Source organism: Trichormus variabilis 0441, assembly GCF_009856605.1.
GTDB lineage: Bacteria > Cyanobacteriota > Cyanobacteriia > Cyanobacteriales > Nostocaceae > Trichormus > Trichormus variabilis.
In genome coordinates, this window is record NZ_CP047242.1 from 5,185,849 (window position 1) to 5,210,000 (window position 24,152).

Annotated in this window: 19 protein-coding genes, 2 tRNA genes and 2 rRNA genes (1 of these 23 running past the window's edge); 15 read left to right on the forward strand and 8 right to left on the reverse strand. The window is 43.4% G+C overall.

All coding sequences use genetic code 11. From position 1 onward, the window contains the following. The first annotated feature begins 83 nt into the window (after nt 1-83). The 4 genes from argJ (at nt 84) to GSQ19_RS21380 (ending at nt 5,192) form a co-directional block, all read left to right on the forward strand. A complete protein-coding gene (argJ, locus tag GSQ19_RS21365; RefSeq protein ID WP_011319855.1) occupies nt 84-1,325 on the forward strand; it encodes a bifunctional ornithine acetyltransferase/N-acetylglutamate synthase in 1,242 nt (413 codons plus the stop codon). Nucleotides 1,326-1,573: 248 nt separating this feature from the next. Next, a complete protein-coding gene (locus GSQ19_RS21370; RefSeq protein ID WP_185478847.1) occupies nt 1,574-1,933 on the forward strand; it encodes a VOC family protein in 360 nt (119 codons plus the stop codon). A gap of 63 nt (nt 1,934-1,996) precedes the next feature. Then, nucleotides 1,997-3,289, forward strand: coding sequence for a recombinase family protein (locus GSQ19_RS21375; RefSeq protein ID WP_011319857.1), 1,293 nt, complete (start codon nt 1,997-1,999; stop codon nt 3,287-3,289). Nucleotides 3,290-3,572: 283 nt separating this feature from the next. Continuing rightward, complete coding sequence (locus GSQ19_RS21380) at nt 3,573-5,192, forward strand: ArnT family glycosyltransferase (protein ID WP_011319858.1); 1,620 nt, start codon at nt 3,573-3,575, stop codon at nt 5,190-5,192. Between the two features lie 176 nt (nt 5,193-5,368). On the opposite strand, the gene GSQ19_RS21385 is transcribed toward GSQ19_RS21380, so the two are convergent. Beyond that, a complete protein-coding gene (locus GSQ19_RS21385; RefSeq protein ID WP_011319859.1) occupies nt 5,369-5,734 on the reverse strand; it encodes a hypothetical protein in 366 nt (121 codons plus the stop codon). Between the two features lie 745 nt (nt 5,735-6,479). Between GSQ19_RS21385 and GSQ19_RS21395 the strand changes: the two genes are divergently transcribed. Continuing rightward, nucleotides 6,480-8,387, forward strand: a complete 1,908-nt coding sequence (locus GSQ19_RS21395; RefSeq protein ID WP_041456251.1) for a chloride channel protein — start codon at nt 6,480-6,482, stop codon at nt 8,385-8,387. 28 nt (nt 8,388-8,415) lie between these two features. On the opposite strand, the gene GSQ19_RS21400 is transcribed toward GSQ19_RS21395, so the two are convergent. Further along, nucleotides 8,416-8,829: an AbrB family transcriptional regulator gene (locus GSQ19_RS21400; RefSeq protein WP_010996238.1), complete on the reverse strand. Its 414-nt coding sequence runs from the start codon at nt 8,827-8,829 to the stop codon at nt 8,416-8,418. 375 nt (nt 8,830-9,204) lie between these two features. Between GSQ19_RS21400 and GSQ19_RS21405 the strand changes: the two genes are divergently transcribed. From GSQ19_RS21405 to GSQ19_RS21420, 4 genes are all read left to right on the forward strand, one after another. After that, the gene (locus tag GSQ19_RS21405; protein WP_011319862.1) at nt 9,205-9,648 is read left to right on the forward strand and encodes an Rrf2 family transcriptional regulator; all 444 of its coding nucleotides are present in this window, start codon (nt 9,205-9,207) and stop codon (nt 9,646-9,648) included. Between the two features lie 36 nt (nt 9,649-9,684). Beyond that, nucleotides 9,685-10,647: an adenosylcobinamide-phosphate synthase CbiB gene (gene cbiB / locus GSQ19_RS21410; RefSeq protein WP_011319863.1), complete on the forward strand. Its 963-nt coding sequence runs from the start codon at nt 9,685-9,687 to the stop codon at nt 10,645-10,647. Nucleotides 10,648-10,773: 126 nt separating this feature from the next. Then, nucleotides 10,774-11,316 (forward strand): bifunctional pyr operon transcriptional regulator/uracil phosphoribosyltransferase PyrR, encoded by a 543-nt coding sequence (gene pyrR / locus GSQ19_RS21415; protein WP_011319864.1) that lies wholly within the window; start codon nt 10,774-10,776, stop codon nt 11,314-11,316. Between the two features lie 73 nt (nt 11,317-11,389). Then, nucleotides 11,390-11,527 carry a hypothetical protein gene (locus GSQ19_RS21420; protein WP_153228392.1) on the forward strand — a complete coding sequence of 46 codons (138 nt, stop codon included), beginning with the start codon at nt 11,390-11,392 and terminating at the stop codon, nt 11,525-11,527. On the opposite strand, the gene GSQ19_RS21425 is transcribed toward GSQ19_RS21420, so the two are convergent. The 3 genes from GSQ19_RS21425 to GSQ19_RS21435 all read right to left on the reverse strand — a co-directional run bounded on the left by GSQ19_RS21425 (nt 11,508) and on the right by GSQ19_RS21435 (nt 15,219). Further along, nucleotides 11,508-12,476: a PrsW family glutamic-type intramembrane protease gene (locus tag GSQ19_RS21425; protein ID WP_011319865.1), complete on the reverse strand. Its 969-nt coding sequence runs from the start codon at nt 12,474-12,476 to the stop codon at nt 11,508-11,510. The two genes, GSQ19_RS21420 and GSQ19_RS21425, sit on opposite strands and share 20 nt — an antisense overlap. Next, the gene (locus tag GSQ19_RS21430; protein WP_011319866.1) at nt 12,469-13,386 is read right to left on the reverse strand and encodes a class I SAM-dependent methyltransferase; all 918 of its coding nucleotides are present in this window, start codon (nt 13,384-13,386) and stop codon (nt 12,469-12,471) included. The genes GSQ19_RS21425 and GSQ19_RS21430 overlap by 8 nt, the downstream gene beginning before the upstream one ends. 138 nt (nt 13,387-13,524) lie before the next feature. Then, nucleotides 13,525-15,219, reverse strand: a complete 1,695-nt coding sequence (locus tag GSQ19_RS21435) for a DUF3352 domain-containing protein (protein ID WP_011319867.1) — start codon at nt 15,217-15,219, stop codon at nt 13,525-13,527. Nucleotides 15,220-15,733: 514 nt separating this feature from the next. On the opposite strand from GSQ19_RS21435, the gene rbp reads away from it, so the two are divergent. Then, nucleotides 15,734-16,045, forward strand: a complete 312-nt coding sequence (rbp, locus tag GSQ19_RS21440; RefSeq protein WP_010996245.1) for an RNA-binding regulator — start codon at nt 15,734-15,736, stop codon at nt 16,043-16,045. A gap of 113 nt (nt 16,046-16,158) precedes the next feature. On the opposite strand, the gene GSQ19_RS21445 is transcribed toward rbp, so the two are convergent. Next, the gene (locus GSQ19_RS21445) at nt 16,159-17,028 is read right to left on the reverse strand and encodes a polyphosphate kinase 2 family protein (RefSeq protein WP_011319868.1); all 870 of its coding nucleotides are present in this window, start codon (nt 17,026-17,028) and stop codon (nt 16,159-16,161) included. A gap of 72 nt (nt 17,029-17,100) precedes the next feature. Continuing rightward, nucleotides 17,101-17,583: a hypothetical protein gene (locus GSQ19_RS21450; RefSeq protein ID WP_011319869.1), complete on the reverse strand. Its 483-nt coding sequence runs from the start codon at nt 17,581-17,583 to the stop codon at nt 17,101-17,103. Nucleotides 17,584-17,819: 236 nt separating this feature from the next. On the opposite strand from GSQ19_RS21450, the gene GSQ19_RS21455 reads away from it, so the two are divergent. Beyond that, nucleotides 17,820-19,508 (forward strand): DUF1565 domain-containing protein, encoded by a 1,689-nt coding sequence (locus tag GSQ19_RS21455; RefSeq protein ID WP_159368358.1) that lies wholly within the window; start codon nt 17,820-17,822, stop codon nt 19,506-19,508. A gap of 103 nt (nt 19,509-19,611) precedes the next feature. Here the strand turns inward: GSQ19_RS21455 and nadC are convergent, their stop codons facing one another. Then, nucleotides 19,612-20,475, reverse strand: a complete 864-nt coding sequence (gene nadC, locus GSQ19_RS21460) for a carboxylating nicotinate-nucleotide diphosphorylase (protein WP_011319871.1) — start codon at nt 20,473-20,475, stop codon at nt 19,612-19,614. A 311-nt stretch (nt 20,476-20,786) separates the two neighbouring features. On the opposite strand from nadC, the gene GSQ19_RS21465 reads away from it, so the two are divergent. From GSQ19_RS21465 to GSQ19_RS21480, 4 genes are all read left to right on the forward strand, one after another. Further along, a 16S ribosomal RNA gene (locus tag GSQ19_RS21465) occupies nt 20,787-22,275 on the forward strand. Nucleotides 22,276-22,393: 118 nt separating this feature from the next. Next, nucleotides 22,394-22,467, forward strand: a tRNA-Ile gene (locus GSQ19_RS21470). A gap of 77 nt (nt 22,468-22,544) precedes the next feature. Beyond that, nucleotides 22,545-22,617 (forward strand) — tRNA-Ala (locus GSQ19_RS21475). 161 nt (nt 22,618-22,778) lie between these two features. Further along, nucleotides 22,779-24,152 (forward strand): 23S ribosomal RNA (locus GSQ19_RS21480); it runs 1,456 nt beyond the window's last position. The 16S and 23S rRNA genes sit together here with 2 tRNA genes alongside, the layout of an rRNA operon.

Sequence of the window (24,152 nt, forward strand, 5' to 3'; positions counted from 1 at the left end):
ATTACGAATTACAAATTACAAATTGCGAATTGATATAATCGCCAGTCAAGCCACTAAGTTTAGTTGTAAGGGTAAAAATAAAGATGGCAGACTGGCAGGAAATTACTGGTGGAATTACAGCACCAAAAGGTTATCGGGCGGCGGGAATTACAGCAGGACTCAAACCTTCGGGGTTGCCAGATTTAGCTTTGATAGTATCAGACGTAGAAGCGATCGCAGCTGGTGTATTCACAACCAGTCAAGTAAAAGCTGCTTGTGTAGACTACTGTCGCCAACGTTTACAAGCCAAGCAAAGCGCCCGCGCCATCCTCTGCAATGCTGGACAAGCCAACGCCGCTACAGGTAGTCAAGGTATTAAGGATGCAGAAGAAAGCGCCGATTTGTTAGCAAAAGAGTTAAATATTTCCCCCGAATCAATTCTGTTGGCTTCCACTGGGGTAATTGGTCAACGAATTAAAATGGATGCCTTACGCAACGGTATTCCTAAACTTGTAGCATCCCTTACTGATGCAGGCTCAGATGCAGCCGCCGGGGCAATTATCACTACAGATTTGGTCACAAAATCTATTGCCTTAGAAACCACTATAGGAGATCGCCCAGTCCGCATTGGTGGTATCGCCAAAGGTTCAGGGATGATTCATCCCAACATGGCGACAATGTTGGCTTTTGTTACCTGTGATGCCGCAGTTTCCCCTCATCTTTGGCAACAGATGTTAACTAGGGCAGCCGATAGAAGCTTCAATTCCATTACAGTAGATGGAGATACCAGCACCAATGATAGTTTAATTGCCCTAGCCAATGGACAATCTCGCACCCCAGCAATTACTGAAGTAGGTGCAGAATCAGAAAAATTAGAGGCCATGCTAACAGCAGTATGCCAGCATTTAGCCAAGGCGATCACTCGTGATGGTGAAGGTGCAACTTGTCTTATAGAAGTGCAAGTTACAGGCGCGCATGATGAACAAGCAGCTAGACAAATCGCCAAAACTATTGCTGGTTCATCATTAGTGAAGTCTGCAATCTTCGGTCGTGACCCAAATTGGGGGCGCATCGCCGCCGCCGCCGGACGCGCAGGTGTTCCCTTCGAGCAGGAAAACCTGCAAATTCAGCTAGGAGATTTTTTACTCTTAGACAATGGTCAACCCCTCCCCTTTGACCGCGCCGCCGCCAGTGCGTATTTAAAACAAGCTGCTACAGGTGCTTATCTTCAACAAGATACCGTCTTAATTTCCGTCAATGTGGGTAATGGTCACGGCACTGGCAAAGCTTGGGGATGCGATTTAAGTTACGACTACGTGAAGATTAATGCTGAGTATACAACTTAGGGTTGGGGAGAAAAAAGTCATACCAATTTGAAAACAGAATGCGACAAATAAACCATCTGTAGAGACGCGATTAATCGCGTCTTCACCCAATGATGTATTGCAATCATGAATTGATCTAAAAAGTAAAAAGGTACAATATTTTTTCTTTTGACTTTTGCCTTGGATTGGGGATTGGGTAATTGTCTGTAGGATAGAAGATGAAAAGCCATTACTTACGGTGGACAGAACGCCATCGCTCATTACCAATAATGCAGATTACCCAAGGTCTTCATACAGCTATTCTCGTGACTGACTTAGAACGCTCGGAACAGTTCTATAGTCAAGTGTTGGGATTGTCCAAAATTGACCGCTTATTAAAATATACAGGTATATGGTATCAAGTCGGTAACTATCAAATTCATCTCATCGTTGCGTCAGATGTACCCACAGACAACCCCAACGAAAAATGGGGACGTAATCCCCATATTGCTTTTTCTGTCACCGATTTAGAAGCAGCCAAGCAAGAGTTAATTAACAAAAACTACCCCATTCAACCAAGCGCCTCCGGTCGTCCCGCCCTTTTCACCCAAGACCCAGATGGGAATATTATCGAATTGAGTCAGCAGTGATTGTTAACGGTCAACTGACAACTGACAATTGACAACTGACAACTGACAACTGACAACTAACTAATGAAAATTATCGCCTACACTTACACTGACCCTCTACTAGAAACCTCTCCTGTGCAGATTAATTGGGAGTGGGAGGTGGAACGGGTGTATGCGGATTTAGGACAGCGCTCAGAATTGCAGCAATTATTTACTGATTGTCAAGCTGAATCTTGTGATTATTTAATTGTGAGGCGTTTGGAAGAATTGGGGGATAATTTAGAGGAGGTAAGCGATCGCCTTAATCAGTTAGAAGCGATGAGTATAGGCATCATCGCTATAGAACAAGCCTACAATTCAGAAACTTCTCATCTGCGGGCTGATTTGCTGAGATTGTTACAGGAAATTCAACGCCAACATCGTAGTCGTCGCATTCGTCAAGGACACGCCCGTAATCGTCTGGATGCTGCACCACCTCCCGGTAAAGCACCTTATGGCTATCGCAGAGGTAAAGATAAATATATTCTCGACCGCAGTACTTCCCCAGTCGTGAAGGATTTTTTTGATAACTTTTTACTCTATAGTTCTCTGCGTGGTGCAGTTCGTTATTTAGCTAAAAAATACGGCAAGAAAATCTCAGTCACCACTGGTAAGCGTTGGTTAACTAATCCTGTTTATCGTGGGGACACCGCTTATCAAAATCGGGAAATTATCTCTGATACTCATATTCCCATTATTTCTAGAGACGAAGCTGCCCAAGTTGACCGACTTCTACGCCGCAATAGCCGCTTACCTTCCCGCAGTGCTAGCGCCCCCCGTTCTCTAGCTGGGTTGGTTGTTTGTCAGCAGTGTCAGTCACACATGACAGTTACCCGTGTCACCCAACGCCATCAAGATAAAGAGTATCTTTATTTACGTCCCATCAAGTGTCCCCAAAGCCCCAAGTGTCGGGCTATTCCTTACCAAGAGATTTTGGCACAGACAATTACCAAGGTTTGCAGTGAATTACCTTTGGCGGTAGCAGGGATGAATTTTCCCCAATTGGATAATGTTAAGAATAGTTTAAAAGCAGCGATCGCTCATCAACAAAATATACTGCAACAATTACCTAATCTGGTAGAAACTGGTATTTTAGACACAGAAACAGCCAAGTTAAGAACTTACAAACTCCGTACAGAAATTTCTACACTACAAGCAAAATTAGCAACCCTTCCTCCGGTAAATTTGCTATCTGTTGCTCAGGCAGTTTCTATACCTCAATTTTGGTTAGATTTATCAGAATCCGAGCGCAGATTTTACTTGCGAGAATTTATCCGGCAAATTGAAATTATTCGTCAAAATCAACACTGGGATTTACAAGTAATTTTTATTTTTTAGTCAGTCAACACTCAACACTCAAGAGTTTTTCTTTCCTATACCCTGACTCTAGTCACCATTTTTACCAAAAGTTTGTATCATTTTAAAATGACAGAAATTATTAAATAAATTGAAGCAAAATTTAGGGAAATTTCCCAAAAAAATTATCGCTGCTCAGAGAAAATTGAGCTAACCTGGGAATTTAGTATTTATTCAGTAAACAAGTTGTTACTGGGTGGCACATTAGAGATTCACTTTGATCTCTATGTAATCAAACCAACAAGTAAAATGATTATCATAGAATATGCAGGAAGGAAGCTTTATTTGGGGTCATCTGGAAAGACAGCACCGTGCAGTTGATAAATGGATTGATCGCTTATGGCTGGTAGTGTTGTTAATTGCAGCATTACTATTATTCAGCGTTAACTTAGGAGGATTACCCCTGCAAGATTGGGACGAGGGAACTATAGCCCAAATTGCTAGGGAAATAACACAAGAATCGGCCAATTCCATACGTTGGCTATATCCCACCCTCAGAGGGCAACCTTATCACGATACACCGCCTCTCATGCACATAGTGATTGCAGGGGCTTACCATTTAGGAGGTGTGAATGAATGGACGACACGCTTACCTGGGGCAATTTTAACTGCCTTATCAGTACCATTACTATATTGTCTTGGTAGAGAGATATTTCGTCAACGCTGGGCAGCGATTTATAGTGCCTTAATCTACTTAACAATGTTGCCAGTAGTCCGTTATGGGCGCTTGGCAATGTTAGAAGGGGCTGTGGTGAGTTTCTTGTTGGTGATGATGCTGTGTGTGTTGCGATCGCGTCGAGATTTACGTTACTGTCTCGGCATAGGTTTAAGTTTAGGATTAATTTGTCTCACCCAAGGACTATCCGGCTTTTTATTAGGTGCAGTCGTCCTTGTGTTTTTGTTTTGGGATACACCAAGACTACTTACCAGTTATTATCTATGGATAGCGATCGCCATTGGAATTTTGCCTGTAGCTGGTTGGTATAGCGCTCAACTACTACACTATGGCAATGATTTTGTCCAGAATGGCTTACTTCTTCAATCCCTACAACAAGCGGGTATAGTTAACCACAAGAATGCTCAACCATCTTGGTTTTACATAGTTGAACTCCTCAAGTGGACTTGGCCTTGGTTAATCTTCTTACCACAAACAACCAAGTTACTTTGGGAAAATCGCAATCTTAGCTGGGCAAGACTCATACTTGTATGGAGCATAGTTTATTTGCTACTCATTTCTCTCATGAGCGTGAAACTTGCTTGGTACATATTCCCCATTTACCCAAGCCTAGCCTTAGCTTTTGGCGCACAGTTAGCAGAAATAGAAAACTTACCTTTATTATCATCCTATCCCCGCGCTTGGGTCGCTGGTTTGTCAATCTTAGCCGTGGTAGCTTCAGCTGCTAGCATTCACTTTAGTTGGGGAATAGCTGCCAAAACTGACTTACAGCTAATTTTTGCCGCAGTCGCTTTGACGATGATTATGGGAGCGATTTTAGCAGAACGAGGCGACGGACAATTTCTCAAAATATTGTTTTGGGGTAGTTATATTTCCCTGCTGCTGTTGATGAAATCTAACTACTGGGTTTGGGAATTATGGCAAGCTTACCCAGTAAAACCTGTAGCGGCAATGATAGAGAAAGTAAATCCAGCTGCAAAAAAGATTTATACATCTTTTCCCTATCATCGCCCATCATTGGATTTTTATAGCGATCGCCATATTATTCCCGCCTCTGCCGAAGAACTAAAACATCATTGGCACTACGACAGACAACCATATCTACTCATCAGTTCATCAGATTTCCAACGCCTGCAATTAGACTCCGTTCAGATACTCGATAAAACTGAAGGCTGGCAATTAATTACCAAAGAAACCAATCGATTGTAAAAAAAGTGCTAAGTGATGTTAGAGTTAAGGACTTCCAGGTAAAAAAATATGCAAAATGTAGTGTGCGTCAGTGCGATAGAACCTAAATATAATCATAAATTATTCATACTGACGCACCCTACCAAACTTATTTCTCCCTGCCCTTTGCCCCCTGCTGCCCTGCCTCTTAAAAGTCCCTACTTAACCTCCTCAGTTCCTGGCAGTAATTGCTGATTATAATTTGTCTCTTGTTGAGTGATAGTCATCATCCCCAAGAAAATAGCACTTCCCACAGCTAAAGCTACCAAAGGACGCTTAAAAAGGATAAAATCTCTTATAATTCTAGCTATGGGACTACTTTGACGACGTAGAGCGGAACAGATCATGATCTGATTTAGCGTGAAGGGGTCACGAACATAATGGCCGCTTTGACAGACCACGACTCGTTCCTGACAATGCGGACAAGTAAATAAACCTATATAACTTTTGATTGGTTTTGCCTTAGCGTATCTTTGGCAAATTGGGCAAGTAACGTAATGATTATCAAAGGTGTGTGTATTCATCTACCTCGTCCGCTAGTCCATTTACTCGCTATATTAAGAATACCCATATTAAGTTCCCCAGCAATACTTAGTAGACACGCCAGTGTAGTATAAAAGTATCCTTTAACCACTCACACGGTTGTATTTCTACTAAGGACGACTTAATGGTTGCAACACGAGTATAGCTAGATTTAAGGAAATATGTCTCTTGTTTTTTGCTGATTTGTCACTCGTCTACTCAGTGCGTACATATCATACTCTTGCGTTTAAGAAAGAGGATTACCATCTGGAAAATAGGGGTCAGGGTAAATCCCATAGAAGCCAGGGGAGAGAGAATAAGAAGGATAAATGTCCAACGTCTATCATCATTCCGTCCTTAGGTTCTCTATCAAATGACCGTCTAGCTTGAAAAAGTTGTGTGAGTCAAACGTGGCTTAAGCCCATACTGAGTCCTATTAACGGTAGCGAAGCATTTAGTCCCTGCTAAGTAAAAATCTCTAAACCTGTAACCCCTCTTTCGTCTTGGATTTGTGTACGCACTACATGACAGCTACTTACACTTTGTAATTTGCCATTGTTACTTTCTGATCCATCTTTTCTCATTTAACCATTATCTCTAGAAAAATATGGTTTAGCAAAATTTTTTTTAGCTACAGATTGTAAATTTGGTAAACCAAATTTACTTGTCTGGTTGATAAATAATGACTGACAATAAGAAATAGCAAATAAAAATTTACATTTTTTCTTACATTTACCTCGCCTTTCAATGACTCTACTGCCTCCCACTGAGCTGAGGAAGGTAACAGAACCATCTGCTTTTCCTACACCTTCCGCCCAAGTCACACATCTCATTAACCGATTTCAACTTTCCCCAGAAACTATCGTGTTGTTTTTAGCCGTACTCATCGGCGGTGGCACCGGTATGGGGGTGGTAACTTTTCACTATTTGATTGAGCTGATTCACCACCTGATGCTAGAAAATCTGATGGGTGCAATAGGTGTTTGGGGCGCTTGGACATTAGCTCTTGTCCCCATTTTAGGAGGGCTAATAGTTGGATTAATGCGCTGGCGCACACAAGACTTTGGCCCTGGATTGTCCTCACTCATTGCCGCTTCTGAGGGTAGCGAAATCAAAGGACAATTGCGTCCTGTCACGAAAATGTTAGCGGCTGCCGTTTCCTTGGGGAGTGGTGCTTCTTTGGGCCCAGAGGGCCCAAGTGTGGAAATTGGCGCTAATTTCGGAATGCTGTTGTCCTTAATATTACAAGTCTCACAAGAACGTCAGCGTTTACTTTTAGGTGCTGGTGCGGCAGCTGGCTTGGCAGCCGGATTTAATGCGCCAATTGCTGGGGTATTTTTTGCCTTAGAAGTAGTCATGGGGGCTACATCTTTTGCCACTTCCGCCGTGAGTGTAGTGCTGTTGGCGGCGGTCGTAGCAGCTTTAATTGCACAAATTGGTTTAGGGGCGCAACCTGCCTTTGCTTTACCAGTTTACCAAGTCCGTAGCCCTTTGGAACTGCCTCTTTATCTGGGGTTGGGGTTGGGTGCTAGTTTGGTTTCTGTAGCTTATAAACAATCTATTAATTGGGGAAAAGCTTGTTTTGTCGGTTCGATTCCTGGGTTTCAATTTTTAGGTAAAATTCCTCAGCCAATTCACCCTATCATTGGGGGTTTCATGATCGGCATAGTAGCTTTAAAGTTCCCGCAAATTTTGGGCATCGGTTATGGCACAGTACAAGCGATGCTGCAAGATGTCAAATTTTCTCTGGATTTGTTATTGATATTATTGGTTTTAAAGTTGCTGATGACAGCCATTAGTGCGGGTAGTGGTTTTGTTGGCGGTTTGTTTGCGCCGGCGATGTTTTTAGGTGCTTCATTGGGTTCAGCTTATGCTAAGGTTCTCACCCTTATAGCGCCAGGAATTGGCGAATATATGGCAGCACCTCCGGCTTACGCAATGGTGGGTATGGCTGCTGTTTTAGCTGGAAGTGTGAGAGCACCATTAACCTCAATTTTAATGTTATTTGAACTTACCCGTGATTACCGAATTGTTTTACCTTTAATGGCGGCTGTGGGCTTAAGTGTATGGCTAGTAGAAAGGATTAAACCCAATACTAATTCTCATACTAATTTACAGCAAATTGGTCTTTCAATTCCGAAAGACCAAAAAGTAGAAATTTTGCAGCAAATTTTAGTAGAGGATGCTATGCTTGCTTGCCCAAAAAAGCTACCTGCAACTTTGGGCATTTTAGAAGCTGCTAGGGAAATGATCAGCGATCGCACACGCAGCGCTCTAGTTATTGATGACGCAGAACAACTAGTTGGGATTATCTCCCTAGAAGACCTCAACCGTACCCTTTCTCTATGGCAAAATTACCCGAATTCTGCAAGTGAAATCCAAAGTAATTTAACCAATCAAAGCATCATCGATATCTGTACAAAAGAGATCCTCTATGCTTGGCGTGATGAACCTTTGTCTGAGGCTTTAGACCGCATGGAGGTTAGAGGTTTACATCAGTTACCTGTGGTAGCACGAGATAACCATGACCATATTCTAGGGTTGCTAGATAAGGAGCAAATCGCATTAACGTGTAACTTGGCAGTCACACGCCAGACACTTTACCGTTTGGTTAGTAGTCACCAGTCATTGGTCAGTGAAAAAATCAACAACTGACAACTGACAACTGACAACTAACTATTAATTATGCTGTAGCTTCTGCGATTTCCAGGATTTCTCTTTCTTCGCCATCTACTTGTCTAAGACGGATGTGCTTTTTCCCTAAAGTGATGACAAACTCATCTCCTGGCTTGAGGTTCATCTGTTTTGTATAAGCTGAACCAATCAACAAGTTGCCATTCGATTGCACACTAATTCTATAACTAGCACTCCGTCCACCACGTCCGTTGGCATTAGGAGCGCTATCTAACTGAATGCCTTCCGCATCAATTAGGGCGTTCAAGAATTTCATCATATTGACACGCTCTATACCATTTTTGGTAACGGTATAGTAGCCACACTGTTTAGCTTTTTCTTCTTTGCTTAGGTTCTCTAGCTCTTTGACTTTTTTGAGCAGTTCTTCACCGACTAGGGGTTCTATTTTTTTCTGTTTAGGCATCAACTTAGGTCAAAAATCAGGGGTTTAAGTAGTTGAATCGATTTTATTTTAGCTGACGTTGAGCTAATAGGAACAATATCCTTTAGTTTTTATCTCAGCCTAGCCAAGTATATTACACTCATAAGCAAAATTGTTGCACAATTACCAATATTTGCAAGACAATTTAATTTTGATAATCGGGATAACTATATATAGTTAATCAATCACTGCTAAACTATATTTATTTAAGTTTTCTAAAGTCGAGTAAAAAGTTGTCTCCTTAGTCGGCTTGATTGTTAAGGAGAAAAATGATAAGTAAAACTGATCCTTAGTCATTAGTCATTGGTCATTGGCGATGAAAAAACAACTGACAACTGACAACTGACAACTAACAAAATGAAACTAACAACCAGAGGACACTATAGTGTAAAGGCTTTGCTGGACTTGAGTTTGCAACCTAGCTATGGCCCTGCATCTGTGAAAGCGATCGCTAAACGTCAAGATATCCCAGCTCCATACCTGGAAAAATTACTAATAGAAATGCGTCGTGCTGGCTTAGTCAAATCAATTCGAGGTAGCATTGGTGGCTATCAACTAGCACGAGAACCAGCAAAAATATCCATAGGACAAATTTTAGAGGCAGTTGATGAAACTATCACTAATTTACCCCGCCATACTCCGACCCCAGCACAAACAGAAGATTGGGTAACATTTAGCCTTTGGCAAAGACTCAACCAAAAACTAAAAGAGGCTTTATACAGTATTACTTTGGCAGATTTGTATTACGATGCTCGTAGCTGGCAAGCTTCTCTTGGAGAAGAAGCAAATTTTGTGGTTTAACAATCGTCAGTTGTCGGTTGACATTTGCTTTCATTCATGACCAACAACATCTATGTCTTAATCGTTGCTGTAATTTTAGATTATTTAATAGGTGATCCTTGGGGTTGGCCTCATCCGGTGCAAATTATGGGATGGGTAATTTCGTGGTTGAGCAAAATTTTTCTGCAACTGTGTCAAAAATCTCTAACACAACGCCTAGCTGGGATTGTTCTCGCAATAATTTTGATTGTTGGTAGCGGTGGGGTTGGTTGGTTAATCGTGCAAATGACGAGATGGCTAAATCCTGTTTTGGCGATCGCACTAGAAAGTATCATGTTAGCTAGTTGTTTTGCTTTAAAAAGTCTAGGCAAAGCAGCTATTGATGTTTTACGACCTTTAAAAGCAGGGGATTTAACACTAGCTCGGCGGATTTTGAGTAATTATGTTGGTCGAGATACAGACAACCTACCAGAATCAGAAATCCTCCGAGCAGTTTTAGAAACAGTTACAGAGAATGCTACAGATGGGGTGATGGCTCCATTGTTTTACGCTATTGTCGGTATCTGCATTCCCCATGTGGGGCCAGTTCCTCTGGCTTTGGCATATAAAGCCAGCAGCACCCTCGATTCGATGGTGGGTTACAAAGAAGCACCATATACATATTTAGGATGGTTCAGCGCGCGACTAGAAGATTACTTAACTTGGGTACCTTGTCGCTTGACAGTGATAACTTTAGGATTATTATCAGGGAAGCCTGGGGATGTGTGGCGAATTTGCCGCCGTGATGCAATTAATGATCCTAGTCCCAACTCAGGGTGGAGTGAATGCGCCTATGCAGCCATTTTGGGTGTGCAGATGGGGGGAACAAATTGGTATCGTGGAATAGCCAAGCAAAAACCGCTTTTAGGAGATCCCACTTCTCCCATCAACCCCCAACACATTCAAACAGCTTTGCAACTAACTAGATATAGCTTTTTGCTCTGGCTAGGTGTGGCGATCGCTATACTCCTGATACGCTAAAGGTATGCGGGAGAAGAAGTAGGGGAAGCAAAAGGAAAACTTGCTCAAACATTTTCCCCCTTTCCCCCTACCTCAACTCCTAACTTCCCCCACTCCCTATTAACTCATTCCCAGGGGTATCGTTCTATGGCTACGCCTGTCAAAGTGGTTGAAATTCTTTCCGCCGAAGACCTCCGCCGTACTTTAACGCGATTGGCATCTCAAATTGTTGAAAGAACACGGGATTTATCTCAATTAGTCCTACTAGGTATTTACACTAGGGGCGTGCCACTAGCGGAACTACTAGCACGTCAAATTGAAACCCTAGAAGGTATTAATGTCGGTGTAGGAGCTTTAGACATTACCTTCTATCGGGACGACCTTGACCAAATTGGTTTACGAACGCCAGCTAAAACCAGCATTACGCTCGACTTGACTGGAAAAACAGTTGTTTTGGTAGATGATGTCATCTTTAAAGGACGGACAATTCGTGCAGCTTTAAATGCCGTTAACGAGTACGGTAGGCCAGAAGTAATTCGTCTAGCGGTGTTGGTTGACAGGGGTCATAGGGAAGTCCCCATCCATCCAGATTTTGTTGGTAAGCAGTTACCCACAGCGAAAGAAGAAGTGGTCAAAGTTTATTTACAAGATTGGGATGGCAGAGATGCGGTGGAATTAGTTGGTTATTAAAGGTAAAAAATAATCCACGAATTGCCAGGTAGTCTACTTTACTTTTTTCTGCCATTTATCTGGAGTTAGACTCATGGGTAGTAGTTGTGTTTTATGGCTGTTGCCAGTACAACCTAGACACAACAAGACTTTTCACCCAATCCCCAATCCCCAGTTCCCAGCTATACCATCACCAATTACCGCAGATATTATTAGAAATGGCGATCGCTAGATCCATGTCTTAAGTATAAATAAATTAACCAAGCCAGGAGTCCGAAAGCTAAATTAGTTAAAAACCGGCTAATAATCAGCCAAAAAAAATCGGGTGAAAAAATCTGTGCTGGACTCAAGGGACTAATAGCTCTAGCTAAAATAAATAACCCGAAAATAGCATTACCGCCCAGCATCAGGGCAAATAATACTAAACCCCTTTGCCAGTAACGATGGAGGGAAGTATGACCAGATATTAAATGAACGGGACGCTGGGATGTAACTTGACGTAGTAATTGTTCCATACGCCAAAACATCCACACCAGTAACGGAAAGAAACCATAGCTGAGGAAACGTAGAGGTGGTGAATAACGCCAAGCACTAGAAAGTACATTGACGAGAGCGTGAAAAATCACCGAGTTAATCCCGGCTCGTACTAACAAATTTTTGTAGTGATTGAATCGCTCAGTTGCATGAAGATATTGCCCTAAGGCGTATCCCCAAGGAGCAGAAAACATCGCGTGTACTGGTGTGCCAATACTCCGGTCAAGAATGGTTGCTGTGCCATGATAAAGATAAATCCAGTTTTCTTCTGCTGTGAATCCTAACGCGGCCGCAATGGTAAAGAGAAAAATGCTACTAGATGGGAGATGATAACGACGTTGAAAATAATAGTTTGCCAATACTACAGTCAATAACTTGCAACCTTCCTCAATAGGGCCGATCGCTATCAGTTGACGTAAAGCGATACCAAAAAGCGATCGCTGTATTCTTTGCCAGTTTAATACCCAGTTGGCGACAGAATCAAAAACATATTCTAAGCCCAAGGCCAGAAAACCGGATATTGCCCCCAACAGAAATAACCACAACAGCAGAGATAAAGGCGGGGCATGGGGTACACGATAATAGTAATACCCCAAAAATACTAATGGTGGAATCACCGCCCACAGCAACAGGAATAAATCAGTCACGCACTTGAGCAATAACTGTGCGATGACGAGGGCTATTTTTAGTGATTGTCGGAGTTTGGAAACCAGCCTCTACTAAAGTCTGCTCAATATCCAAAGCGAAATATTGATCCATGTATGGTTCAGTGCTTTTGAGCAGTGTCAAAATGTAGGGCGGCATTTTCTTGTAAGCTTCTGCTTGCGGATTCATATCCATGATAGATATGTGACCACCAGGACGCAATATACGCCGCACCTCTGCGAAAATCTTTTGGGTTGCTAACTGGGGTAATTCATGGCAAATCAAGAAAAGCGAAACTAAATCAAAAGCTCTATCTGGTAATCCTGTAGACTCAGCTGTAGCATGAATCCAATTGATTTGAGCCTGACTTTGTTGGGCGCGATATTTAGCTACAGCCAAAAAATAAGGAGACAAATCCAAACCTGTAACTTGAGCATGAGGATAAGTTTCTTGTAGGGTAAATGTACTTAAACCCACGCTACAACCCAAGTCGAGGATGTCTCTCGGTTGAGGAACTCGGACTTTGAGAATGTCGTGATAACTTTGGCGCAGTTTTGCGTCACCGTCGGCTTTCCCATCCTGCCAAATTCCTGCATGGACAGTACGCGCCGCAACTTCCAGTTCAAAAGCTGCTTGCCAACTTAAATCTCCTTCATCGTAGCCGTGGAATGAAGTCAGGTAGTAATCTGGGTAGGTGATTTGCGGATTTTGTACTTGAGCTAAATCTTCTGTCCAGTCACGGGCTTGTAATGTCTTGACTTCATTGATCCAAGGTACGCCAATTCTCTGGGCCCGTTTAATCATCATTTGCCTAGCTTGGTGCTTGGCGAGGTTGGCTAGAGGCTTAATGGCCAGTATGCCATTCACCAAGCGAGAAGCTATACCGGGAGCTTTGTTTACAGCAACAGTCATAAGTCACTTTGCATTGAACAGCCTTTTTTACTTATGACATACTTGCGGGATGCAAATCTACTCAACCAAGGTAAAACTTAAAAGTTGACATCACCGCCAGATACCCGACTTCTCTAAGAAGTCGGGTATCTTAAATCGCTACTTTGCTGTACTAGGTTTGAGGGCTAACAACATCTCCACTTGACTCAGGGATTTATTGGGGCTATTAGCAGTGATACCCAAACCACGAATGGAAGTGAGAACCGCGTTAGCTTCTGGAGGGATAGGTTGCTGTGTTTGGGTTGCAAAACGATTGAATAAGGTCATCGTTCTGTCCATATCTAAATAGAAGTAACCCCCGTTAGGCTTTTGTAAAGAACCTGCAATGGCTTTAAAATTGTCGCTGTTGTCTAGGGTTTGACTCTTGGCGCTTGCCAAAGCTTCCGCAACAGGGCCGCCAACTGCTAAAAATACGGTATCTTGGTCCAACCAACCGTGGGCGAATAAAGCTCCTTGTTGGGGAATTTGCCATTCGGTAACGTCTTTACCACCAATATTTCTGGTAGTGATGTTGATTTGTTGGGTTTTAGCGAGAGTATCCAGCTTTGTCAAAGTGGCTTCTGCGGTTTTGCGATCGCTCGTATCAAATACCCACGCGCCACCAAAACCAATACTAGCTAATACACCTTGGTTCGAGGGAATTGCACCAAAAGCAAATTCTTGATCCATCCAGCCAAAAATGTCTTTATCCAGGTCGAGATTAACTAGTTTGGTCTGTGCGCGTACTTGTTCGAGCGCTTGCTTAAATTCTGGATAATCTTTCGATTGTTCAACAACTGTTGACCACCCTTTACTAATCCCTTGTCCACTGATGAGGGCAAAAGTCTCAGCCGGAAATTGGCCTAATATTTTCGATTCAGAGTTTTCATATTGGAATTTATTCAGTTGGGGATCTAAATTAGCGATCGCTTTTAATCGTAACCCTGCATCATCCACCCCCACACCCGCAGCCATCGATTTTACTTGATCTAGTTGTTTCAAGGTTTGGGGATTTACCTGATTTCCTTGGGGACTTGCGGCTATCAGTTGTCTCACCATTCCCGGATAATCAGGAATGTAGACTTGAGCCAGGGAATTTTTTACATCCACACCCTTGCTGAGAATACTATTAGCTCCTTCTTTAGCCGCAAAGGATGGTTGACCTTTATAGGTATCTATAGCTTTTTCTACAATTGGTCTTTCTGGAGAAAACACTAAGTAGCTATTATTCAAAACAGCACTATATGTTGACGCTCCAGTCTCAGCCTGAGTTTGTGTAATTTTTTCACCTTTATAGTCAGTTTCCTGGGATTTGACCCCTTTTTGGGATTTTAATTTATTAGCAAAATTTAACGCGCTCAGTTTATCTTTAATCCCAACTACCATTAAAATCTGTGGTTCCTGGCGTAGAGCGATCGGTGGATTTGCTCCAGGTGCAGGTTCATTAAATTGAGCAGGTTTCGCTGCATTGGGAGGTAACACAGCCAGCATCACCCCACCAACCCAAGGTTTGATATCTTTTTCGTAGGAAATGTTGCCATCCTTCGACATTTCTTTATTAAAATCTTCCAACCCCTTAGCGACTAACTTTTGTGCTTCAGGTGTGCCGAATTGTTGTAACTTTTCCCAGGCTTGTGGATCAGTGGTAATGTAGGTAGCCATTAATGCTGTCGAAGGCACTAGTTTAGCGCTACCTAAAGCACCAGAACTATCCCCAGAAGGCCCTTTAAGATACATATAGGCAGCTACACTTCCCGCTACGACTACAGCTGCGCCAACAACAGGAATTAGAAGTTTTGATTTAGTTTCTGGCATTGTTTAATCCTCTTTCGCTTAAATAGTCACTAAGGGTACTGTAGACCTTCCGGAATTGTTCCCAATTCATCAGCATTTTTTAGAATTTATGTGTAAAAATTAGCAATTTGCTAACAATAAGTAATTAAAGTGTCCAAAAAGTACTTCAAAAGTATCAAGCTCGAATCCGTAAATGATACAAAAAGAACCTAAGGAGGAAAGAATAACATTTTGGGCGTTGCCAAGTTACCCCGCAAATATACAACGGTAAAAAAGGAACTAAAGGCCGTTTATGAAGTTAAGATGAGATTAACCATAAATAATCACAGGTATTTAAGTATCGATCGCCTTTATAAACTTATGTAACGGTTTTTGTAACTCTCCCCCGATAGTTGGTTGCTGTGCCATACTAGAAAGTGAGAGTTAATTCGGCGACCGCGTTTGTTTTTAGTATTGACGGGCTTTTCCTTTTGGTATTTACAGACTTTTCTCCGAAACCTAAATCTCTACGTACCTATGATTTCGGAGACAATCTATGTCAGTTTATGTAGGCAATCTTTCTTACGACGTTACAGAAGATAGTTTGAATGCGGTTTTTGCAGAATATGGTTCTGTAAAACGTGTTCAGCTACCTACTGATCGTGAAACAGGCCGGATGCGCGGCTTTGGTTTTGTGGAAATGGGTTCAGATGCTGAAGAAACAGCAGCCATTGAAGCACTTGATGGTGCTGAGTGGATGGGACGTGACCTCAAAGTGAACAAGGCTAAACCAAAAGAAGATAGAGGTTCTTTTGGTGGTGGTAATCGTGGTGGCTATGGTGGCGGCGGTGGACGCAATCGCTACTAAGCTTGATTGATGTGATGCTTGAAGCTTAACACATTGATTTAGCACATTCATTGCAATTAATAATGGCTCAGGCAGAAATGCTTGAGCTTTCTTATTGGGAATTTTGAATTAATTTAAGCTTCCTTTTCTAAAATATACTTAGCTTTTAAAAGTTCTTGCCGATGTTCTTCACTAACTGTAGGATACTTAAGATTCAGCTGCTTTAACTTAGCACAGATAATATCAGCCACTACAAGACGTGTAAACCATTTGCGATCGGCTGGGACGATATACCAAGGGGCCCAGTCAGTACTCGTATGCTGAAAAACCTCTTCATAAGCCTGCATATAATCATCCCAGAAGGCCCTTTCCCGCACATCATTTACAGAAAACTTCCAATTCTTTTCTGGATATTTAATTCGTTCTAAAAACCGCCTTTTTTGCTCAGATTTGGAAACATTCAAAAAGAATTTAAGAATGATCACTCCATTATTGACTAAATATTTTTCAAAATTATTAATTTCCTCAAAACGCTGTTTCCATATCTGATTCTCTTTGTGATTATGAGGAAGTTGTTGCTTGTTCAGAATTTCTGGATGTACCCGAACTACTAGTAATTCCTCATAATAAGAACGGTTGAATATGCCAATTCGTCCCCGTTCTGGTAGCGATTTCGATGAACGCCACAGATAATCATGATCTAATTCTTCATCACTAGGAGCTTTAAAACTAAATACCTGAAACCCCTGGGGATTCACACCAGACATTACGTGTTTAATTGTACTATCTTTACCAGCTGCATCCATTGCTTGAAAGATAATCAACACAGCATAGGTATTTTGAGCATAGAGAATATCTTGATACTGAGCTAATTGTTGAATATTTGCCTGTAATTTTTGGGCTGCTTCAGCTTTTTCGTGATATCCGTCTTGATAAGCAGGATCATAATCCTTTCGCAGAGAAATTTTTGACCCTGGGGTGACAATAAAAGCATCCTGATTCATCAAAATCAAGTTACCAATCTAAATTATCTTTGTTATGTAATATCAAAGACAGCAATTACTCTGATACTTTTCTTATTTCTTAACTTTTTGTCCTTCATGGTGAGGACGCATTGCTTCTCGACCTAGAAGAAACATCCCCGCTATACCCAAGCTGACAAACCAAATGTATTGATACCAGTATTGCCGAATCTGCTCAACAGTGTTTAGTTCTGGGTGCAAAGTATTCAAATAAAGTACCAGTACTAGTACTATCAACGCACCAAAACCTACGAAACTTAACCCAATAAAAATCCTGGCAGGTCGCAATTCAAAATCGCTAATTTCTTCTAAATCAATTTCTGCCAGTTCCTTTAAAGATTCGTCTGCAACTGTAGATGCTACTTGCAAACCATTACCCAGTTTTGGAGGTAATAGTGGAGCCAGGGTAGCAACAGTAGGGCGACGCAGTAAAGCCTCTGTACTGCACAAAATTTCTAATGGCTTACGAATTGTATCCGATCGCGCAAATTCTACATTATCAGGAGTTGGGGCGGTGGCTTTGTTTTCAAAATCCATATCACGCCTAAACAAGTAACAGGATTATCAATAGCCTAACTAATTAACTAGGTTGAATGCAAATGTTTATTCCGTCCATTACCCTATGTGGATATTCTCATGCGGCGCTTAGTTTTATGAAGACTTTTCTGGAATATCTCAGGCTTATTTAGTAGTCATTGTTGCAAATTTTAGCGATCGCCACCTATTTCCAAGGTTAGCGCTAGGATGGCTATGTATTTTTAAACGGTATAAATATGGCGCAAACTTTTTACGTAAATCCAGCTACAGGCAATGATGCAAATCCTGGTAGCCAAACAGCTCCACTCAAGACGATTACCCAAGCCCTCAAAGTTGCCTCTCCTGATACAACTATTCAACTGGCAAACGGTAGTTACAATGCTGCAAGTGGTGAAGTTTTTCCTCTCACAATCCCCTCTAGCGTCAAAGTGGTAGGTAACGAAACCAGCAAAGGCAGCAATATTTTAATAGAAGGTAGTGGAAACTACCTCAGCCGTACTTTTGCGGGACAAAATGTCACTTTTGTACTTCTGAACAACGCCGAACTGCGAGGCGTAACTGTCACAAATCCGGCTAGTCGTGGCAGTGGTGCTTGGATAGAATCAACTACACCTACCGTTGCTAATTCCACCTTCATCAACTGCAAACGTGAGGGAGTGTTTGCTACAGGTGATGCCAACCCAGTAATTATTGGTAATGTATTTACAGAGAATGCCGCTAATGGAATAGCGATCGCTAAAAACTCCAAAGGACAAATTCAAGGTAATATCTGCTTTAAAACTGGCTTTGGCATCGCAGTCAGCGATACCGCATCACCCACGCTGATAGATAACAAGATTTACGAAAATCGTTCAGGGATAGTGGTTTCTGGTACTTCCCGTCCCATATTGCGTAATAATCTCGTTGAAAATAATACTGATGATGGTTTGACAGTCATTGGTAATGCCATACCGGATATTGGTAATACCAGTAACCCTGGAGGTAATATCCTACGCAATAACGCCAAATTTGATTTGCAAAATGCTAGTTCCAATAAGTTGATTTCTACAGGTAATCAAATAGACACAACTAAAGTCTCAGGCAATGTAGAGTTCATAGTCAGTCAGGTTCCAACACCAACACCAACCCCGACACCAACCCCGACACCAACACCAACCCCGACACCAACACCAACCCCGACACCAACACCAACTCCAATCCCAACCCCAACCCCAACACCAACCCCGACACCAATCCCAACACCAACCCCAACTCCAACACCAACCCCGACACCAACCCCAACCCCGACACCAACCCCAACTCCAACCCCAACTCCAATCCCAACTCCAACACCCAAACCTATAAATTTAAAAGATATTGGTAATCATTGGGCAGCACCATTTATTCGAGAGTTAGTACAACAAGGTATAGTGAGTGGTTTTCCTGATGGCACGTTTAAACCAGATGCGACAATGACAAGGGCGCAATATGCAGCCTTGTTAGTCAAAGCCTTCAACCCATCACCAAATCGGGCTGTAATTAGATTTAAAGATGTAGCAGATAACTTCTGGGCATTTAAAGTAATCCAGCAGGCCTATCAAGGTCTATTTCTTGCTGGTTTTCCTGATAACACCTTCCGTCCCAACGACAACATTCAACGAGTACAAGTGGTAGTCTCATTAGTAAATGGACTAGGACTTGGCTTATCTAATAACGTTGCAAATACCATCAGAGCATTTGATGATCAAGCTAAAATTCCTGACTATGCCAAAGACGAAGTAGCAAAAGCTATAGAAAAAGGCATAATTGTTAATTACCCAAACATCAAACAACTCAACCCCACCCGCGACGCTACACGCGCAGAGGTAGTGGCGATAGTTTATCAGGCTTTAGTGGATGCTGATCGTGTAGCGGCGATTAACTCGCCTTATATCGTAAATGGTTAGTTTGTAAGTTGATTTCTAAGGTTGGGCTTCTCAGCTTGTTTTTATCTAGTCAGAATCCCAACCCTTCTTATCGAAATTGGAATTATGGCGATCGCCCCAATAATTATTCAATCTTCATACTCAAGTCCAACCACTTTGACTGAGTAATCGGCGCACTACTAGAAATATAATCAACACCAGTCTCAGCCACAGCGCGAATAGTTTCCAAGGTTACATTCCCAGAAGCCTCAATTTTCACACCATTATCCTGCTGACGAATCAACTGCACCGCCTGACGCATCAAATCCACAGGCATATTGTCCAGCATAATAATGTCAGCTTTATATTCCAAAGCCTCTTTTACCTGCTCAATAGTTTCCGTCTCTACTTCTATGGTTAACGTATAAGGAATCTGAGCGCGGATACGGGTAATAGCTTCACCAATTCCTCCAGCCGCCGCAATATGGTTGTCTTTAATCATCACCGCATCATCCAAACCCATCCGATGATTAGTCGCCCCACCCACAGCAGTCGCGTACTTTTCTAAAAGTCTTAGTCCCGGTGTAGTTTTGCGCGTATCGACTAAGCGGGCAGGTAAATCTGCAATTTTTTCTACATATGTATTGGTTAGCGTTGCAATGCCACTCAATCCCATAGCCAAGTTAAGAGCCACCCGTTCCCCCATCAACAAGGCATCCAGCGAACCATGAATTTCTGCCACAACCTGTCCCGGTTTACAGAACGCACCTTCATCAATAGTAGTTACAAAGCTAACTTTTTCATTTAAAAGCTGAAATACTCTTGCTGCAACTGGTAAGCCAGCTATTACCCCTGGTGCTTTCGCTATCCACTTCGCTGATCCTAAAGTAACATCTGCGGCTAACAGACCATTCGTAGTGCGATCGCCCCTACCAACATCCTCCAACAACCACCCACGCAATAACGGATCTAACACCAGCCAAGGCGGCAAAACACCAGCTTTACTCACGACTCTATTACTTTACTAACAACTTTCAGGAATACTATAGCCTAAAATCCCCACCCCATAAGCTTTGTAGCGACAGCAAATAAAAGGCGAAAAAATTTTCGAGAAAAGAGTTGACAAGGGAGAGTAGGTTGGATATATTGGATAAGTGCCTGAGAGAGGGGCGCGACGAAGCGCCGCTCGGAGGGTGTCCGAACCTTGAAAATATTATAGTTTGAAAGCTAGTATACGACAATAGCCTGCGTCAAGAAAATAAAAAACACCAGGCTGAGGTGGATAAAGAGCAGTCAAAATGAGCTAAAAACAAACGATTCAAAACGGAGAGTTTGATCCTGGCTCAGGATGAACGCTGGCGGTATGCTTAACACATGCAAGTCGAACGGAATCTTCGGATTTAGTGGCGGACGGGTGAGTAACGCGTGAGAATCTAGCTCTAGGTCGGGGACAACCACTGGAAACGGTGGCTAATACCGGATGTGCCGAAAGGTGAAAGATTTATTGCCTAGAGATGAGCTCGCGTCTGATTAGCTAGTTGGTGTGGTAAGAGCGCACCAAGGCGACGATCAGTAGCTGGTCTGAGAGGATGATCAGCCACACTGGGACTGAGACACGGCCCAGACTCCTACGGGAGGCAGCAGTGGGGAATTTTCCGCAATGGGCGAAAGCCTGACGGAGCAATACCGCGTGAGGGAGGAAGGCTCTTGGGTTGTAAACCTCTTTTCTCAGGGAATAAGAAAGTGAAGGTACCTGAGGAATAAGCATCGGCTAACTCCGTGCCAGCAGCCGCGGTAATACGGAGGATGCAAGCGTTATCCGGAATGATTGGGCGTAAAGCGTCCGCAGGTGGCACTGTAAGTCTGCTGTTAAAGAGCAAGGCTCAACCTTGTAAAGGCAGTGGAAACTACAGAGCTAGAGTACGTTCGGGGCAGAGGGAATTCCTGGTGTAGCGGTGAAATGCGTAGAGATCAGGAAGAACACCGGTGGCGAAAGCGCTCTGCTAGGCCGTAACTGACACTGAGGGACGAAAGCTAGGGGAGCGAATGGGATTAGATACCCCAGTAGTCCTAGCCGTAAACGATGGATACTAGGCGTGGCTTGTATCGACCCGAGCCGTGCCGGAGCCAACGCGTTAAGTATCCCGCCTGGGGAGTACGCACGCAAGTGTGAAACTCAAAGGAATTGACGGGGGCCCGCACAAGCGGTGGAGTATGTGGTTTAATTCGATGCAACGCGAAGAACCTTACCAAGACTTGACATGTCGCGAATCTTCTTGAAAGGGAAGAGTGCCTTAGGGAGCGCGAACACAGGTGGTGCATGGCTGTCGTCAGCTCGTGTCGTGAGATGTTGGGTTAAGTCCCGCAACGAGCGCAACCCTCGTTTTTAGTTGCCAGCATTAAGTTGGGCACTCTAGAGAGACTGCCGGTGACAAACCGGAGGAAGGTGGGGATGACGTCAAGTCAGCATGCCCCTTACGTCTTGGGCTACACACGTACTACAATGCTACGGACAGAGGGCAGCAAGCTAGCGATAGCAAGCAAATCCCGTAAACCGTAGCTCAGTTCAGATCGCAGGCTGCAACTCGCCTGCGTGAAGGAGGAATCGCTAGTAATTGCAGGTCAGCATACTGCAGTGAATTCGTTCCCGGGCCTTGTACACACCGCCCGTCACACCATGGAAGCTGGCAACGCCCGAAGTCATTACTCCAACCATTCGTGGGGGAGGATGCCTAAGGCAGTGCTGGTGACTGGGGTGAAGTCGTAACAAGGTAGCCGTACCGGAAGGTGTGGCTGGATCACCTCCTTTTAGGGAGACCTACCCAACTGAGAATCGAAAGCACAGAGCAAATAGATGAACAGATGGTCTACTCTAGGTCGGTCGCAGATAGTGTCGAAGCTTTCAAACTATGATTTGGTTCGATAATGGGCTATTAGCTCAGGTGGTTAGAGCGCACCCCTGATAAGGGTGAGGTCCCTGGTTCGAGTCCAGGATGGCCCACCTGAAGCAAGTCAAAAGTCAAAAGTCAAAAGCAATAAACTAATTAATTTTGAATTTTGAATTTTGAATTGTGTTGGGGGGGTTTAGCTCAGTTGGTAGAGCGCCTGCTTTGCAAGCAGGATGTCAGCGGTTCGAGTCCGCTAACCTCCACATGAAAAAGCGAAAAGCCAGAAAGGAAGAATTCAGCAACTAACGGAAGTTAGACTGCTGGGTAAAACCTAGCCAGAACCTTGAAAACTGCATAAAAACGCGATTAGATTAGCAGGCAGACACAGACAAACTGTGAATGCAGGATAAGCCAATGAAAAAGTGGTCAAGCTAATAAGGGCTAATGGTGGATACCTAGGCACACAGAGGCGAAGAAGGACGTGGTTACCGACGAAATACTCCGGGGAGTTGGAAGCAAACTATGAGCCGGAGATGTCCGAATGGGGCAACCCTAAATACTACCTGTTGAATATATAGACAGGAAAGAGCCAACCCAGCGAACTGAAACATCTTAGTAGCTGGAGGAAGAGAAATCAAAAGAGATTCCCTGAGTAGTGGTGAGCGAAAGGGGAAGAGCCTAAACCAGTTGGTTTACTGACTGGGGTAGTGGGACAGCGATATCGAATCTAGAGATTAGACGAAGCAGCTAAATACTGCACCAGAGAAAGTGAAAGTCTTGTAGTCGAAAATTGAAGGATAGTAGCTGAATCCCGAGTAGCATGGGGCACGAGGAATCCCATGTGAATCAGCGAGGACCATCTCGTAAGGCTAAATACTACTGTGTGACCGATAGTGAACCAGTACCGCGAGGGAAAGGTGAAAAGAACCCCGCAAGGGGAGTGAAATAGAACATGAAACCATTAGCTTACAAGCAGTGGGAGTCCGATTAAACGGATGACCGCGTGCCTGTTGAAGAATGAGCCGGCGACTTATAGGCACTGGTAGGTTAAGACGAGAATGTCGGAGCCAAAGGGAAACCGAGTCTGAAAAGGGCGATAATCAGTGTTTATAGACCCGAACCCTGGTGATCTAACCATGGCCAGGATGAAGCTTGGGTAACACCAAGTGGAGGTCCGAACCGACCGATGTTGAAAAATCGGCGGATGAGTTGTGGTTAGGGGTGAAATGCCAATCGAACCAGGAGCTAGCTGGTTCTCCCCGAAATGTGTTGAGGCGCAGCGGTAATGATTATAGTCGGGGGGTAAAGCACTGTTTCGGTGCGGGCTGGGAGACCGGTACCAAATCGAGACAAACTCAGAATACCCGATGGACACATTGCCAGTGAGACGGTGGGGGATAAGCTTCATCGTCAAGAGGGAAACAGCCCAGACCACCAGCTAAGGTCCCCAAATCATCGCTAAGTGATAAAGGAGGTGAGATTGCCTAGACAACTAGGAGGTTTGCCTAGAAGCAGCCACCCTTGAAAGAGTGCGTAATAGCTCACTAGTCAAGCGATCTTGCGCCGAAAATGAACGGGGCTAAGCGATGTACCGAAGCTGTGGGATTAACTAAACATTAATCGGTAGGGGAGCGTTCCGTAGTAGGAAGAAGCAGTAGCGGCAAGCAGCTGTGGACGAGACGGAAGTGAGAATGTCGGCTTGAGTAGCGCAAACATTGGTGAGAATCCAATGCCCCGAAACCCTAAGGGTTCCAGAGCCAGGTTCGTCCACTCTGGGTTAGTCGGGACCTAAGGCGAG